The organism is Aeromonas sp. PrichA-15 (assembly GCF_017939245.1).
Taxonomy (GTDB): Bacteria; Pseudomonadota; Gammaproteobacteria; order Enterobacterales; family Aeromonadaceae; genus Aeromonas; species Aeromonas caviae.
In genome coordinates this window covers 21,499-37,405 of the sequence record NZ_JAGKRH010000059.1, presented here as the reverse complement: position 1 = coordinate 37,405, position 15,907 = coordinate 21,499, and the positions used below count along the sequence as shown (strand labels likewise).

15 protein-coding genes are annotated in these 15,907 nt (G+C 59.8%); 10 read left to right on the top strand and 5 right to left on the bottom strand.

From position 1 onward, the window contains the following. Nucleotides 1–79 precede the first annotated feature (79 nt). From J9889_RS10080 to J9889_RS10065, 4 genes are all read left to right on the top strand, one after another. Nucleotides 80–1,804: an ABC transporter ATP-binding protein gene (locus J9889_RS10080; RefSeq protein ID WP_010675387.1), complete on the top strand. Its 1,725-nt coding sequence runs from the start codon at nt 80–82 to the stop codon at nt 1,802–1,804. A gap of 58 nt (nt 1,805–1,862) precedes the next feature. Continuing rightward, on the top strand, nt 1,863–3,419 hold the full coding sequence (locus J9889_RS10075; RefSeq protein WP_010675386.1) for an ABC transporter substrate-binding protein: 1,557 nt from the start codon (nt 1,863–1,865) through the stop codon (nt 3,417–3,419). Nucleotides 3,420–3,515: 96 nt separating this feature from the next. Then, on the top strand, nt 3,516–4,490 hold the full coding sequence (locus J9889_RS10070) for an ABC transporter permease (protein WP_010675385.1): 975 nt from the start codon (nt 3,516–3,518) through the stop codon (nt 4,488–4,490). A gap of 4 nt (nt 4,491–4,494) precedes the next feature. Continuing rightward, a complete protein-coding gene (locus J9889_RS10065; protein WP_043153239.1) occupies nt 4,495–5,436 on the top strand; it encodes an ABC transporter permease in 942 nt (313 codons plus the stop codon). Nucleotides 5,437–5,657: 221 nt separating this feature from the next. On the opposite strand, the gene dxs is transcribed toward J9889_RS10065, so the two are convergent. The 3 genes from dxs to xseB are packed head-to-tail and all read right to left on the bottom strand — an operon-like array spanning nt 5,658 to nt 8,687. Beyond that, a complete protein-coding gene (gene dxs / locus J9889_RS10060; protein ID WP_210556579.1) occupies nt 5,658–7,523 on the bottom strand; it encodes a 1-deoxy-D-xylulose-5-phosphate synthase in 1,866 nt (621 codons plus the stop codon). Between the two features lie 21 nt (nt 7,524–7,544). Beyond that, entirely contained in the window at nt 7,545–8,435 is an 891-nt protein-coding gene (ispA, locus tag J9889_RS10055; RefSeq protein ID WP_119196937.1) for a (2E,6E)-farnesyl diphosphate synthase, read from the bottom strand. Further along, nucleotides 8,436–8,687 (bottom strand): exodeoxyribonuclease VII small subunit, encoded by a 252-nt coding sequence (gene xseB / locus J9889_RS10050; RefSeq protein ID WP_010675381.1) that lies wholly within the window; start codon nt 8,685–8,687, stop codon nt 8,436–8,438. Nucleotides 8,688–8,921: 234 nt separating this feature from the next. Here xseB and pomA point away from each other — a divergent pair, with 234 nt between their 5' ends. The 3 genes from pomA to greA all read left to right on the top strand — a co-directional run bounded on the left by pomA (nt 8,922) and on the right by greA (nt 11,206). Then, on the top strand, nt 8,922–9,680 hold the full coding sequence (gene pomA / locus J9889_RS10045) for a flagellar motor protein PomA (protein WP_029314770.1): 759 nt from the start codon (nt 8,922–8,924) through the stop codon (nt 9,678–9,680). 10 nt (nt 9,681–9,690) lie between these two features. After that, nucleotides 9,691–10,584 carry a flagellar motor protein MotB gene (locus tag J9889_RS10040; RefSeq protein ID WP_042878323.1) on the top strand — a complete coding sequence of 298 codons (894 nt, stop codon included), beginning with the start codon at nt 9,691–9,693 and terminating at the stop codon, nt 10,582–10,584. A gap of 145 nt (nt 10,585–10,729) precedes the next feature. Continuing rightward, complete coding sequence (greA, locus tag J9889_RS10035; protein ID WP_010675378.1) at nt 10,730–11,206, top strand: transcription elongation factor GreA; 477 nt, start codon at nt 10,730–10,732, stop codon at nt 11,204–11,206. 98 nt (nt 11,207–11,304) lie between these two features. On the opposite strand, the gene J9889_RS10030 is transcribed toward greA, so the two are convergent. Then, nucleotides 11,305–11,847 carry a PilZ domain-containing protein gene (locus tag J9889_RS10030; RefSeq protein ID WP_201932489.1) on the bottom strand — a complete coding sequence of 181 codons (543 nt, stop codon included), beginning with the start codon at nt 11,845–11,847 and terminating at the stop codon, nt 11,305–11,307. Between the two features lie 105 nt (nt 11,848–11,952). Beyond that, nucleotides 11,953–12,249: a ribosome assembly RNA-binding protein YhbY gene (gene yhbY / locus J9889_RS10025; RefSeq protein WP_010675376.1), complete on the bottom strand. Its 297-nt coding sequence runs from the start codon at nt 12,247–12,249 to the stop codon at nt 11,953–11,955. A gap of 97 nt (nt 12,250–12,346) precedes the next feature. Between yhbY and rlmE the strand changes: the two genes are divergently transcribed. From rlmE to folP, 3 genes are all read left to right on the top strand, one after another. Beyond that, nucleotides 12,347–12,976 (top strand): 23S rRNA (uridine(2552)-2'-O)-methyltransferase RlmE, encoded by a 630-nt coding sequence (gene rlmE / locus J9889_RS10020; protein WP_010675375.1) that lies wholly within the window; start codon nt 12,347–12,349, stop codon nt 12,974–12,976. Between the two features lie 45 nt (nt 12,977–13,021). Further along, complete coding sequence (ftsH, locus tag J9889_RS10015) at nt 13,022–14,974, top strand: ATP-dependent zinc metalloprotease FtsH (RefSeq protein WP_041212504.1); 1,953 nt, start codon at nt 13,022–13,024, stop codon at nt 14,972–14,974. 84 nt (nt 14,975–15,058) lie between these two features. Further along, on the top strand, nt 15,059–15,904 hold the full coding sequence (folP, locus tag J9889_RS10010) for a dihydropteroate synthase (RefSeq protein WP_210556577.1): 846 nt from the start codon (nt 15,059–15,061) through the stop codon (nt 15,902–15,904). Nucleotides 15,905–15,907: the final 3 nt, after the last annotated feature.

Below are 15,907 nucleotides of genomic sequence, written 5' to 3'. Positions count from 1 at the left end.
CAGTACCAAGGCACAACCAGCATCTGCGGCTGATTTACGGACGAATTATTTGGGACGGATGTCCCCCGCAGAGGTAACCATGTCCTTGCTTGAAGTCAAAAACTTGCGGATCGAGTACCCCTCCCGCTACGGGGTGCTTGCCGCGGTCAAGGATCTCTCTTTTTCTGTTGAAAAGGGCGAGATCGTCGGCGTCGTCGGTGAGTCCGGCGCTGGCAAATCCACCATCGGCAACGCCGTCATCGATCTGTTGAGCCCGCCCGGTCGCATCGCCCGTGGTGACATCTACCTCAACGGCGAGCTCATCTCCGGCAAGAGCCAGAACGAGATGCGGGCCATTCGTGGCTCGCGTATCGGTTTCATCTTCCAGGATCCCATGACCTCCCTCAATCCGCTGTTCACCGTGGAGCAGCAGCTGGTGGAGACCATCCTCGCCAACACCGACCTGTCCCGCGAGGCGGCCTTTGCCAAGGCCCTCGAGCTGATGGGGGCGGTGGGGATCCCGAACCCGGACGTGCGCATCAAGCAGTATCCTCACCAGTTCTCCGGTGGCATGCGCCAGCGGGTAGTGATCGCCATCGCCCTCTCCGGGGATCCCGAGCTCATCATCGCCGATGAGCCGACCACGGCGCTGGACGTCTCCATCCAGGATCAGATCCTCCAGCTCATCCGCAACCTGTGCAAAGAGCGCCAGGTCGGCTGCATGCTGGTGACTCATGACATGGGGGTGGTCTCCAACGTTACCGACAAGGTGGCGGTGATGTACCGCGGCGATCTGGTGGAGTTCGGCACCACGGAACAGGTGCTGGGCCGCCCCAATCACCCCTATACCCGCAGCCTCATCTCGGCGGTTCCCCGCTCGGATGTCAAGCTGGTACGCTTCCCCCTGGTCTCCTATATCGAGGATGCCGGTGCGGCGGATACCAGCATCGATCTCAAGACCCACTGGCTCGGCCAGAGTCAGGACGAGCGCACCTATGAAGGCGCGCTGTTGCGGGTGGAGAACGTGGATCTGAAGTTCGTCACCAAGGATTCCATCTTCCCGAGCCGCCGCCAGTACGTGCGCGCCTGCAACAACATCAGCTTCGAGATCTTCGAGGGTGAGACTTTCGGTCTGGTGGGGGAGTCGGGCTCCGGCAAGTCCACCATCGCCCGTGCCATCACCGGGCTCTATCCGCCCGACACCGGCAAGATTGTCTTCGAGGGGATCGATCTCACCGCCCTGAAAGGGGAGCACGAGCGTCGCCCCCTGCGCCGCCAGATGCAGATGGTGTTCCAGAATCCCTACTCTTCGATGAACCCGCGCATGAAGGTGCGTGACATCATCGCCGAGCCGATCCGCTTCCACCGCCTCGCCGAGAGCGAGCGGCAGATAGAGCAGATCGTCGGGGACCTGCTGGATCACGTGGGCCTGGGCCGCGGCGCCGGGGTCAAGTATCCCCACGAGTTCTCCGGTGGTCAGCGCCAGCGCATCTCCATTGCCCGCGCCCTGGCGACTCGCCCGCGCTTCCTCATCTGCGACGAGCCCACCTCGGCGCTGGATGTCTCGGTGCAGGCCCAGATCCTCAACCTGCTCAAAGACTTGCAACAGGAGCTTGGGCTCACCATGCTGTTCATCAGTCACGATCTGCCGGTCATCCGCCAGATGTGCGACCGCATCGGTGTGATGCAGCACGGTCATCTGGTGGAAGTGGCCGAGACCGAGAAACTGTTCACCAATGCCGAGCATGAGTACAGCCGCAAGCTGATCTCCCTCATGCCGGAATTCAAGGGAATGTCCCGCGAGGGGCTGGAAATCGCAAGCTAGGAAAGCACCGGTTCGCCGGTTTGTCTGTCAATAAAAAGCCAAAAGCATGGAGAAAGACATGAAGAAAGGATTATCCAAGATCGCCATGGCGCTGTTCGCCGCTGGTCTCGCGTTCAACGTTTCTGCTGCCGACATCAAGGTCGCCGTCGCGTCCGACGCCACCTCTCTGGACCCGCAGGAGCAGCTCTCCGGTCAGACCCTGGAGATGTCTCACCTGGTGTTCGACCCCCTGATGCGTTACACCCAGGATCTGCAGTTCGAGCCGCGTCTGGCCGAGAAGTATGAGCGCATCGACGACAAGACCGTCCGTTTCCACCTGCGCAAGGGTGTGAAGTTCCACTCCGGCAACGACTTCACCGCCGATGACGTGGTATGGACCGTCAACCGTCTGAAGGCCTCCCCGGACTTCAAGGCGATCTTCGACCCCATCGCCGAAGCCAAGAAGGTGGATGATTTCACCGTGGATCTCGTCACCGCCAAGCCGTTCCCGCTGGTACTGCAGACCGTCACCTACATCTTCCCGATGGACTCCAAGTTCTATAGCGGCAAGACCGAGGCGGGCAAGGACAAGGCCGAGATCGTGAAGAACGGTGACTCCTTCGCCTCCACCAATGTCTCCGGTACCGGTCCGTTCAGCGTCAAGTTCCGCGAGCAGGGCGTGAAGCTGGAATACGTGCGCAACGCCAACTACTGGGACAAGGCCTCCAAGGGCAACGTCGAGAACCTGACCGTGGTACCGATCAAGGAAGACGCCACTCGTGTCGCAGCCCTGCTGGGCGGCGACGTGGACATGATCTACCCGGTTGCCCCGAACGATCTGGAGCGCGTGAAGAACGGCAAGGATTCCCAGCTGGTCACCTTGTCCGGTACCCGTGCCATCATCATCGAGCTGAACCAGAACACCAACCCGGCGCTGAAAGACAAGCGCGTGCGTCAGGCGATCAACTACGCCATCAACCAGGTGGGCATCGTCGACAAGATCAACAAGGGCTTCGGTACCCCGGCCGGCCAGCTGAGCCCGAAAGGCTACGCAGGCTACAACGAGGCGCTCAAGCCCCAGTATGATCTGGCCAAGGCCAAGGAGCTGATGAAGGAAGCCGGTTACGAGAAGGGCTTCAAGATGAGCTTCATCTCCCCGGCTGCCCGCTACGTCAACGACGTCAAGATTGCCCAGGCCGTCTCCGCCATGCTGTCCAAGATCAACATCAAGGTGGATCTGAAGACCATGCCGGTGGCCCAGTACTGGCCGGAGTTTGACAAGTGCGCCGCTGACATGCAGCTGATCGGCTGGCACTCCGACACCGAAGACAGTGCGAACTTCTTCGAGTTCCTGACCTTCACCAAGGATGCCAAGACCGGCATGGGTCAGTACAACTGCGGCGGTTATGCCAACGCAGAAGCTGACAAGATGGTGATGGAAGCCAACACCGAGACCGATCCTGCCAAGCGTGCCGCCATCCTGCAGAAGGTGGAAGCCATGCTGATCGACGACGCTGCCTATGTGCCGCTGCACTGGGAAGACCTGGCCTACGGTGCCAAGAAGAACGTCGACATCAAGCCGGTGGTCAACGTGATGAACTTCCCTTATCTGGGTGACCTGGTGGTCAACAAGTAAGCGAAGCGTTTAAGGAAGGACCCGGCGGGGCACCCATGGTTGCCCCGCCATTAACAGAAGCCTGTGCCAAGACACAGGCCACGTAGAAGGACAAGCATGTTTACATTCCTGCTGAAACGGTTCTATCAGGCCGTGATAGTGATGTTCGTCATCAGCCTGGTCGCCTTCTCCATCCAGGACAACCTGGGGGATCCGCTGCGCGAGCTGGTGGGACAATCCGTCTCCGAGTCCGTGCGCCAGGAGCTGCGCGACAAGATGGGACTCAATGATCCCTTCCTCGTGAAATACAGCCGCTTCTTGAAGAACGCGGTACACGGGGATCTGGGCACTTCCTATTTCTTCAAGCGACCAGCCCTCGAGGTTATCCTCGACAAGCTGGTGGCTACCCTTGAGCTGGTGTTTGCCGCCGCGCTCATCATCGTCGTGGTCTCCATTCCGCTGGGGGTTTATTCGGCGATAAGACCGCGCAGTTTCCTGACAAAGCTCATCATGGCGGTGAGCAGCATCGGCATCTCGATCCCGGTCTTCCTGACCGCCATCATGCTGATGTACCTCTTCTCCATCCAGCTGGGCTGGCTGCCGGCCTATGGCCGTGGCGAGACTTACAACCTGCTGGGCTGGGAGTCGGGCTTCTTCACCTGGGACGGTATCCTGCACCTGGTGCTGCCAGCTGTCTCCCTCTCCTCCATCATGCTGCCGCTGTTCATCCGGCTGGTGCGCTCGGAGATGCTGGAGCAGCTCTCCTCCGAGTACGTCAAGTTTGCCCGTGCCAAGGGGCTGGACAACAACAAGGTCTACTACCAGCACGCCCTGAAGAACACCATGCTGCCGGTCATCACGGTGGGCGGTGTGCAGATCGGGACTATGGTGGCCTACACCATCCTGACCGAGAGCGTGTTCCAGTGGCCGGGGACCGGCTTCCTGTTCCTTGAGGCGATCCACCGGGTCGATACGCCGCTGATCACCGCCTACGTCATCTTCGTCGGCCTCATTTTCGTGGTGACCAATACCCTGGTCGACCTGCTCTACGGGTTGATCAACCCGACCGTCAACCTGACCGCCAAGGGGTAAGCACATGAGTAACGCAGTGACTGCGAGCCCGAGTCGTTGGGCACGCTTCAAAAATTCCGACATCGTCTACTACTTCCTGCGGGACAAGGTAGCCATGTTCAGCTTTGCGGTGTTTGTGGTCTTCGTGCTGGCGGCTCTGCTGGCACCCTGGATCGCACCGCACAACGTCTATGACCAGACCAGCTTCGATCTGATGGATGCGGAGCTGCCCCCCTCCTGGCTGGAAGGGGGCGAGGCCCGCTTCTGGCTCGGGACAGACAACCAGGGACGCGACATCTGGAGCACCATCCTCTATGGCGCCCGCATCTCGCTGACCATTGGTCTGTTCGCGGTGGGGCTGCAACTGGTGCTCGGTATCGTCATCGGTCTGATGGCCGGCTACTTTGGTGGTCGCATCGACAACCTGCTGATGCGCTTTGCCGACGTGCAGCTGTCGTTTTCCACCATGATGGTGGCCATCATCATCTCCGCCATCTTCCAGGCGACCTTTGGCTCCGAGTTCTACTCGAAGTTCGCCATCCTGATGCTGGTGGTGATCATCGGTATCGCCGAGTGGCCCCAGTATGCCCGGACGGTGCGCGCCTCCGTGCTGGCGGAGAAGAAGAAGGAGTATGTGGAAGCGGCTCAGGTGATGGGGTTCCGCGCCCCGCGCATCATGTTCCGCCACATTCTGCCGAACTGCCTCTCCCCCATCCTGGTCATCTCCACCGTGCAGGTGGCGAACGCCATCATGAGCGAGGCGGCCCTCTCCTTCCTGGGTCTGGGGATGCCGGTTGATCAACCGTCCCTGGGGTCGCTCATCAGCGTGGGCTTCAACTACATCTTCTCCGGATCCTGGTGGATCACCGCCTTCCCGGGCCTCTGCCTGGTGGTGCTGGTGCTGGTGATCAACCTGCTGGGTGACTGGCTGCGGGATGTGTTCAACCCGAAGATCTACAAGGGCTGATAAACCTATCCACGAACTGGCTGCGAGGCCGTGATCAAGGTTCATGTGCTGCTCGCTTATGTAGAACCAAGGAGTGCTCATGTATGTCTCGGTTCCTGAGCGGCTTGTAACCTTGTTGACGGCCTTCTCGCGACAGTATCTGAACAGGGTTGGTCTGGCACAGTGAATAACAAAAAAGGGCGCCATCAGGCGCCCTTTTTTATTGCTTGCGATAACCCTTGTCAGGCCTGCAGCCAGCTCTCGATGCGGGTCTGAATGCCCACGCTGTCCAGCCCCAGCAGGGCGTAGATCTCATCCTGGGTGCCCTGCTCGATGAAGCGGTCCGGCAGGCCGAGGTTGAGCACCGGTTTGCACTGCTTGCAGCCCATCAGCAGCTCGTTCACCGCAGAGCCTGCACCGCCCATGATGGCGTTGTCTTCGAGGGTGACGAACTGATCGTGGGAGGCGGCCAGAGAGAGCACCAGCGCCTCGTCCATGGGTTTGACGAAGCGCATGTCCACCAGGGTGGCATCCAGCGCCTCGGCGGCTGCTCTGGCCTGTTGCAGCAGGGTGCCGAACGCCAGGATGGCGGTCCCCTTGCCCTCGCGAACGACACGTCCCTTGCCGAGGGGCAGGGCCTGCATCTCGCTCTCGGCCTGGATACCGGTGCCGCTGCCACGGGGGTAGCGCACCGCCGCTGGCCCGTTGCACAGATAGCCGGTGTAGAGCATCTGGCGGCACTCGTTCTCGTCGGACGGGGTCATCACCACCATGTTGGGCACGGTGCGCAGGAAGCTGATGTCGAACGCACCCTGATGGGTCGGGCCGTCGGCCCCCACCAGACCGGCCCGGTCGATGGCGAACAGCACCGGCAGGTTCTGCAGCGCCACATCGTGGATCAGCTGGTCATAGGCCCGTTGCAGGAAGCTCGAATAGATGGCGACCACGGGTTTCTGCTCGGCGATGGCGAGACCGGCGGCGAAGGTGACCGCATGTTGCTCGGCGATGGCCACATCGAAGTAGCGATCCGGATATTGCTGGCTGAATTTCACCAGACCGGAGCCTTCGCGCATGGCGGGGGTGATGCCGACCACGCGCTCGTCCTTGGCGGCGATATCGCACAGCCACTGACCGAAGATGGCGGAGAAGGTGGGTTTGCCACCGGCGCTCTTGGGCAGGGCACTGTCATCCGGGTTGAATTTGGGGACGGCGTGATAGCCAATGGGATCTTTTTCCGCCGGCTCGTAGCCCTTGCCCTTCTTGGTCTTGACGTGCAGCAGCTGGGGACCCTTGAGGTTGCGCATGTTGCGCAGGGTTTCGACCAGGGCATGGATGTCGTGACCGTCGATGGGGCCGATGTAGTTGAAGCCGAACTCCTCGAACAGGGTGCCGGGCACCACCATGCCCTTGAGGTGCTCCTCGGCCCGCTTGGCGAGCTCCTTGACCGGCGGCAGCCCCGCCAGCACCTTCTTGCCCCCCTCGCGAATCGTGGTGTAGAGCTTGCCGGACATCAGCCTGGCGAGGTGATTGTTCAGGGCTCCCACGTTCTCGGAGATGGACATCTCGTTGTCGTTGAGCACCACCAGCATGTCCTTGTGGACGTCGCCGGCGTGATTGAGGGCCTCGAAGGCCATGCCGGCGGTGATGGCGCCATCACCGATGACCGCGACCACCTTGCGGCCAAGCCCTTCACTTTCGGCCGCCACCGCCATACCGAGCGCCGCCCCGATGGAGGTGCTGGAGTGGCCCACGCTGAGCACGTCGTACTCGCTCTCTTCCCGCCAGGGGAAGGGGTGCAGGCCATCTTTCTGGCGAATGGTGTGAATGCGCTCCCGTCGTCCGGTCAGGATCTTGTGGGGATAGGCCTGGTGGCCTACGTCCCACACCAGCCGATCGAAGGGGGTGTTGTAGACATAGTGCAGGGCGACCGTCAGCTCGACGGTGCCAAGGCCGGAGGCGAAGTGGCCGCTGGAGCGGCTCACCGAGCGCAGCAGATACTCGCGCAGCTCGTTGCACACCACGGGCAGCCGCTCGAAGGGGAGGGATCGCAAATCGACCGGTGTGTCCGCGAGGACCAGGTTGGGGAAATCGCTAATATCAACGCTCATATTGTTACTGTTATCCAGCGTTTAGTGGGTTCGCTCGATGATGTAATCGGCAAACGCTTCCAGAATGTCGGTATTGTAGGGCAAGGATTGCAGGGCTGTTAAGGCCTTGTCATGCAGTTCGCGAGCCAGCTCACGGGCATTGTCGAGTCCGAGCAGGGCCGGATAGGTACTCTTTTCCAGCGCCAGATCCGAGCCTTGCGGCTTGCCCAGGGTGGCAGTATCGCCCGTGATGTCGAGGATGTCGTCCTTCACCTGGAAGGCGAGTCCGATGGCGGCGGCATAGGTTTGCAGGGCGGTGAGGGTGGCGGGTTCCACGTCAGCCTTGCACAGGGCGCCGAGGGTCACGGCGCACTCGATGAGGGCCCCGGTCTTGTGGCGGTGCACCTGCTCCAGCTCGGCGAGGCTGATCCGGCGCCCTTCGGCGTCCAGATCCAGTGCCTGACCGCCACACATGCCTAGATAGCCGGACGCGCGGGCCAGGGCACTCAGCATCCGCACCCGGTTGGCCATCAATGTATCGGGCATGGGGTGGTCGGCCAGAATGGAAAACGCCAGGGTCTGCAGGGCATCGCCCGCCAGGATGGCTGTGCCTTCATCGAAGGCCTTGTGTACGGTGGGCTGACCACGACGCAGGTCGTCGTCATCCATGGCGGGCAGGTCGTCGTGCAGGAGGGAGTATGCGTGAATGCACTCCACGGCGGCGGCGGGGCCATCCAGCAGTTCGCTCTTGACGCCCAGCATCTCGCCGACGGCATAGACCAGGAAGGGGCGCACCCGTTTCCCACCGAGCAGCAAGCCGTATTTCATCGCGTCCCGCAGACGTGGCGCCATGGCGGGCAGGGCGTCAAGCTGTGCGGAGAGGCAGTCGTCGATGCGGCGCCGATGCAGGCGGGAGAAATCGTCCAGGGTCACTCACTCCTCTCCTTGTTCTGCTCGAAAGGGGACCGCTTGCTCGCTGCCATCGGCCTGGGTCAGGAGGATCTGGATCTTCTGCTCGGCCTGTTCCAGCTTCTGCTGGCCGGCGCGCACCAGATGGATGCCCTGTTCGAATTGTTTGAGTGCCTCCTCGAGGGGGAGCGAGCCCTGTTCGAGTTGATGCACTATGGTTTCCAGCTCTTCCAGGGTGGCATCAAAACTCAGACGGTCGATTTTTTTACTGGCCATGTCCATCCTCGGGGATTGAAAAAAACGGCTCATCTTAACATCGACCGGCCACAGGGGGGAGGCAGAAAAACGCGGCGTCCTCAAACTATCCTGACCATGGCCGATAAGAACGGGCATGCAACCACGCATTGCCGATCGGCGATTGCGGTGTGCCGGGCTTGCTGCCGGGGGCGCAATAGCAGAAAATTCAACGCAATATAATTAGACGGCATGTTCGGCGACAGGAGTAGGGATGTGGATTTAGGGAGTCTGATAGGCTTAGTGCTGGGGTTCGGGGTCGTGGTGTACGGCATGTTGCTGGGCGGCCCCATGAGCATGTATGTGGACATGCCATCGGTCTACATCACCATACTGGGGTCCGTGTTCATCTGCATGATGAAGTTCAACCTCGGCCAGTTTCTGATGGCCTTCAAGGTCGCGGGCAAGGCCTTCATGTACAAGGGGGACAAGCTCGACGATCTCATCACCAAGGCGGTGGAACTGGCGGATGCGGCCCGCAAGGGGGGCTTTCTGGCTCTGGAGGCGGCGGAGATCCCCAATACCTTCATGAAGAAGGGCATCGACATGCTGGTGGACGGCCATGATGCCGACGTGGTGCGTGCGGTGATGGAGAAGGACATCGAACTGACGTCCGAGCGTCACGCCACGGCCATCAAGGTGTTCCGCTCCCTGGGGGATCTCGGTCCGGCCATGGGCATGATCGGTACCCTGGTGGGGTTGGTGGCCATGCTGGCCAACATGAGCGACCCCAAATCCATCGGTCCGGCCATGGCGGTGGCCTTGCTGACGACCCTGTATGGCGCCATCGAGGCCAACATGATTGCCATCCCCATCGCGGACAAGCTGGAACTGCGTAGCGGCGAGGAACAGTTGAGTCGCACCCTGATCCTCGACGCCATCATGGGGATCCAGGATGGACAGAACCCGAGGGTGATCCAGGCCATGTTGCAGAACTACCTGAATCAGTCCAAACGCAACAACGGGACCGAATAGGAGCGCACAGATGGCAAAGTGCAAGTGCCCGCCTCCCGGATTGCCCGGTTACATGGGAACCTTCGCGGATCTCATGTCCCTGCTGATGTGCTTCTTCGTGCTCTTGCTCTCCTTTGCCGAGATGGATGTGCAGAAGTTCAAGCAGATCGCCGGTTCCATGGAGAAGGCGTTCGGGGTGCAGAACATCCTGGAGGTCAAGGATATCCCCAAGGGAACCTCGGTCATCGCCCAGGAGTTTCGTCCTGGTCGCCCCGAGCCGACGCCTATTGACACCATCATGCAGCAGACCATCGACATGACCCAGACCGAGCTGGATTTCCAGCCTGGGGATGCGGACAAGGCGGGTGGACATGACAAGACCGAAGGCCAGCAGAGCGGTGGCGATACCGCCCAGGAGGCCCAGAAGGCGCAGGAACAGTCCAACACCCTGGCCAAGGCACTGGCGGAGCAGATGCAGGCCCAGATCCAGGATGGGGCCATCGAGATAGAGGCGCTGGGTCAGCAGATCATCATTCGCATTCGCGAGAAAGCGGCGTTCCCGGCGGGATCCGCCTTCCTGCAACCCCAGTTCTGGCCGGTGATCCGCAAGGTGGCTGCGCTGCTCAAGGATGTGCCGGGGGAGATCACCGTCTCCGGCCACACCGACAATGTGGCCACCGAGGACGAGTTGTTCCAGTCCAACTGGGAGCTTTCATCCCAGCGGGCGGTGGCGGTTGCCCACCAGATGATCAAGGTGCCCGGTTTTGACGGCAATCGTCTGGTGGTGCAAGGGATGGCGGATTCCCAGCCGCTGGTGCCCAACAACAGCCCGGAGAATCGGCGCATGAACCGACGTGTCGAGATCGCCATCATGCAGGGCAAACCGACGGTGTCGGCTCCGCTTGGCGTCTCGGAATCCAAGTAACGCTGGCCCAAAGCGGGATCCCGCTCGCAGGGGCTGACATGGATTTTGTGGCGGCTTCATATTAAGATGCCCCATCCGAACCGACAGCTGCGGCTCTCTTTTGATTGCCGCAGCTTCTCTTTATAAAGCAACCCAGGTTTCGACTATGAATCATACTCCGATGACTGTTCGCGGCGCTGAAAAGCTGCGTCAAGAGCTCGATTATCTCAAGACCGAGCTGCGTCCCCAGATTATCGAAGCGATTGCTGATGCCCGTGAACATGGCGATCTGAAAGAAAATGCCGAATACCATGCCGCCCGCGAGCAGCAGGGTTTCTGTGAAGGCCGCATTCAGGAAATCGAAGGCAAGCTCTCCAATGCCCAGATTATCGATGTCACCAAGATTGCCAACAATGGCCGCGTCATCTTCGGCGCAACCGTGACCCTGCTCAAAAGTGAAACGGAAGAGGAAGTGGTCTACCGCATCGTGGGAGACGACGAGGCGGACATCAAGCAGAACATGATTTCCGTGAACTCCCCCATTGCCCGCGCCCTGATCGGCAAGGAAGTGGATGACGTTGCCATCGTCAAGACGCCGGGTGGCGATGTGGAGTACGAGATCCTGGAAGTTGCCTATCTCTGATTGAACGTCGGGGAAAGAGACAGGGGAGCCGGGCTCCCCTGTTGTCTTTAGTCACCCTGATAGGCCTGGACGAAGGCGTCCTGGTGGCGCTGGAAGAGTCAGTCCCGCAATTGTTCCTGATCCTCCTTGCCCAGCCGGAACTGGACGGCCCAGTCATGGCGATGTGGATTGGCATCCACGTGCCTGACGAGGGTGCCTGTCATGGCCAAGGGAGGGAGATCCTCGATGCGAAGGTATCCGCCAAGTGGATCTCCCTTGGCAAAGGCGTCCGGCAAGCCGGCCACGATGAGACCTCCAAGGGAGAGGCTGTATACCTCGTACTCCGCGTCTTCGGTGCAAAGCACGGCCTTTTCGTCGAGTCGCCAGGCGCGCAGATGGGGCGAACCCAGCTCGGTAATGGTCGGCGCGGCGATGCGCAGCTCGGCGTGGCCCTCCTCTGCCTGGGTGCAGTGGAGCGGGAAACGCAATTGGTAGCCGGCGATGCGGGCTTCGAGTGTCAGGGGCTTGGCTCGCTGCAACAGGCTTTGGAGAGGAAGGGGCAGGGTGCCGCGCAGGTATTGGCTGGTGGCAATGTCTTCATCGTTTCCCAGGTCCCGCAGCATGGCCAGTTCTTCATCGGTGAGGAGCTGATGCTTGTCCATAGTGGGTGTCCACGGCTATTCATCGCAGGTTAAGGGCCTGGCAACTATTTTGGCAAGCGACTTGGGAAGAAGGGAAATGAAGGAAAGAGCGAATGCTCTTTCCTGTTACTTGCGCGGCAACTGGATCTTGGGCTCTTTGGCCTGACGGTAGATGGTCAGTACATGGCCCATGCTCTGTACCTTGATGGCGCCGGTCTCGCGAACGATGGCATCCATCACCAGCTGTTTCATCTCACGATCTTCAGACGCAACCTTAACCTTGATCAGCTCGTGGTGGTTCAGCGCCAGATCGATCTCGGCCAGCACCCCTTCGGTCAGACCGTGTTGTCCCAGCAGGACGACCGGCTTCAGACTGTGGGCCAGGCCCTTGAGGTACTGTTTCTGTTTATTGTTGAGAATCATGGCAATTTCTTCATAAGTCAGGGTTGAAAGGGGCGTATTCTACCCCCACTTAGCCCTTAATACTAATAACCCTTGTGGTTTTTTAAAGTCGACAATCATGACCCAGAAAAAACGTTCCCCCAGTTCAACCCGCTGGTTAAAAGAACATTTCGACGACCAATACGTCAAGAAAGCCCAGAAGTTGGGACTGCGCTCTCGCGCCGTTTTCAAGATCGACGAGATCCAGGGCAAAGACCGGCTGCTCAAGCCGGGGATGACGGTAGTGGACCTGGGGGCTGCTCCCGGTGGCTGGTCCCAATTTGCTATCGACCAGGTCGGTGACAAGGGGCGCGTCATTGCGTGTGATATTTTGCCGATGGATTCCATTGCCGGTGTCGATTTCCTGCAAGGGGACTTTCGGGAGGAAACTGTACTCGGCGCCTTGCTGGAGCGAGTCGGCCCCGACAAGGTGGATGTCGTCATGTCCGACATGGCGCCCAACATGAGCGGTACCCAGCAGGTGGATCAAGCCCGTGCCATGTACCTGGTGGAACTGGCGCTGGACATGTGCAATCAGGTCCTGAGCAGTAATGGCAGTTTTGTAGTCAAGGTGTTCCAGGGGGAAGGGTTTGATGCCTATCTCAATGAAATACGTAGACTTTTCTCTGTCGTCAAGATTCGAAAACCAGACTCGTCCCGTGCTCGTTCACGAGAAGTCTACATTGTGGCTACCGGTTTTAAACTGTAGTACCCTAACCCTCATCGTTAACTGTCAGTCTGCGAGGTCATTGATTTGAGTGACATGGCGAAAAACCTAATCCTGTGGCTGGTCATCGCCGTCGTGCTGATGTCGGTGTTCAATAGCTTCAGCCCCAGCGATACCACCAGTCGCCAGCTGGACTATTCCAGCTTCGTGAAAGAAGTGACCCAGGAGCAGATCCGTGAAGTGCGGATGGATGGCAAGGTCATCAATGGCGTCAAGCGCACCGGTGAACGTTTCACCACCATCATTCCTGCGCCGGATCCCCAACTGCTCAACGACATGCTCAACCATAACGTCAAAGTGATGGGTGAGAAGCCGGAAGAACCGTCCCTGATCACGTCCATCTTCATCTCCTGGTTCCCGATGCTGTTGCTGATCGGTGTCTGGGTCTTCTTCATGCGTCAGATGCAGGGCGGCGGCGGCAAGGGTGCCATGTCGTTCGGCAAGAGTAAGGCTCGCCTGATGAGCGAAGATCAGATCAAGACTACCTTCGCCGACGTAGCCGGTTGTGACGAGGCAAAGGAAGAGGTCAAGGAGCTGGTCGACTATCTGCGTGACCCGACCAAATTCCAGAAGCTGGGTGGCAAGATCCCGACCGGCGTCCTGTTGGTAGGTCCTCCCGGTACCGGTAAGACCCTGCTGGCCAAAGCCATTGCAGGCGAGGCCAAGGTGCCGTTCTTCACCATTTCAGGTTCGGACTTCGTGGAAATGTTTGTGGGTGTCGGTGCCTCCCGTGTGCGTGACATGTTCGAACAGGCCAAGAAATCCTCCCCCTGCATCATCTTCATTGATGAGATCGATGCGGTCGGTCGCCAGCGTGGCGCCGGTCTGGGTGGTGGTCACGACGAACGTGAGCAGACCCTGAACCAGATGCTGGTTGAAATGGATGGTTTTGAAGGTAATGAGGGCATCATCGTCATCGCCGCCACCAACCGTCCCGACGTACTGGATCCTGCGCTGCTGCGTCCAGGTCGTTTCGACCGCCAGGTCGTGGTCGGCTTGCCGGATGTTCGCGGTCGTGAGCAGATCCTGAAAGTGCACATGCGCAAGGTACCGCTGGCGGATGACGTCAATCCGGCGCTGATTGCCCGTGGTACCCCTGGTTTCTCCGGTGCCGATCTGGCCAACCTGGTGAACGAGGCTGCCCTCTTCTCTGCTCGCGAGAGCCGCCGAGTGGTCTCCATGCTGGAGTTCGAAAAGGCGAAGGACAAGATCATGATGGGGGCGGAACGTCGCTCCATGGTGATGAAAGAGTCCGAGAAGGAGATGACGGCCTATCACGAAGCGGGTCACGCCATCATTGGTCGCGTGGTGCCGGATCATGACCCTGTCTACAAGGTCTCCATCATTCCGCGCGGCCGTGCGCTGGGTGTGACCATGTACTTGCCGGAGCAGGACCGCTGGAGCCACTCCAAGCAGCATCTGGAGTCCATGATCTCCAGCCTGTATGGCGGTCGTCTGGCGGAAGAGTTGATCTACGGTGCCGAGAAGGTATCGACCGGTGCATCCAACGACATCGAACGTGCCACCGACATCGCTCGCAAGATGGTCACCCAGTGGGGCATGTCCGAGCGTCTCGGCCCCATGCTTTACGCAGAAGAGGATGGTGAAGTCTTCCTCGGCCGCAGCATGGCCAAGGCCAAGCACATGTCTGACGATACCGCCCGCATCATCGATGCAGAGGTCAAGCAGGTCATCGATCGCAACTACGATCGTGCCAAGCAGATCCTGCTGGACAACATGGATGTGCTGCACACCATGAAAGATGCATTGATGAAGTACGAGACCATCGATGCCAAGCAGATCGATGATCTGATGGCGCGTCGCGAGGTCCGTGCTCCCAGCAACTGGCATGATGAGCATGGTGACACCCCGCAAGGTGGTGCCAGCGTGAACAACGGGCCGGAGGCCAAGGCGCCGGCTGAAGAGGGCAGTGCACCTCTGAGTGACATCGACAAGGCGAACGATGTCCCGGCCAAATAAGTTGTCATGATACAAACCCCGGGCTTGCCCGGGGTTTTTCTTTGCACGAAGAGTTTGCCGCTCTTGTTGGAGGTAGTTGAAGCAATGCAGTTAATCAGCAAGGGACGTCCCCTTTCTCTCGACCGTCCCCATGTCATGGGCATTCTCAATGTGACGCCGGACTCCTTTTCAGATGGTGGCCGCTTCAAGCAGATCGATCTGGCGTTGGGTCATGCCCGCGACATGGTGGCCGATGGGGCCACCCTTATCGATATAGGTGGCGAGTCGACCCGCCCGGGCGCCCCCGACGTGAGCGAGCAGGAGGAGCTGGACAGGGTCATCCCCGTGGTGGAGCGCATGGTCGCCGAGCTGGATGTGATGATCTCCCTCGATACCTCCAAGGCGATTGTCATGCGGGAGGGTTGTGCTGCAGGTGGTCACCTCATCAATGATGTCCGCGCCCTGCAAGAGCCGGGAGCGCTGGGCGCGGCGGCCGAGGCTGGCGTACCGGTATGCCTCATGCACATGCAGGGGCAGCCCCGTACCATGCAGGTGGAGCCGCACTATGACGATTTGCTGGGGGAGGTGAGAGCCTTCTTTGACGAGCGGATTGCCGCTTGTGTGGGGGCCGGTATCCCGCGTGAGCATCTGGTACTGGATCCAGGCTATGGCTTTGGCAAGACGCTGGCGCACAACTATCAGCTGCTGGCACAGCAGGCGTCACTGCTCGATTACCAACTTCCGCTCTTGGTGGGCATGTCACGAAAGTCTATGATAGGCAACCTGCTTGACCGCCCGGTAGCCGAGCGGTTGGCTGGTAGTCTGGCCTGTGCCCTGATCGGGTTGCAACATGGCGCCAGGATCATCCGGGTGCACGACGTGCGGGCCACCATGGATGTCTTGCGTACAGGCTGGATGACCATGACGGGACAAGATTTCATATCCAAATAGAAA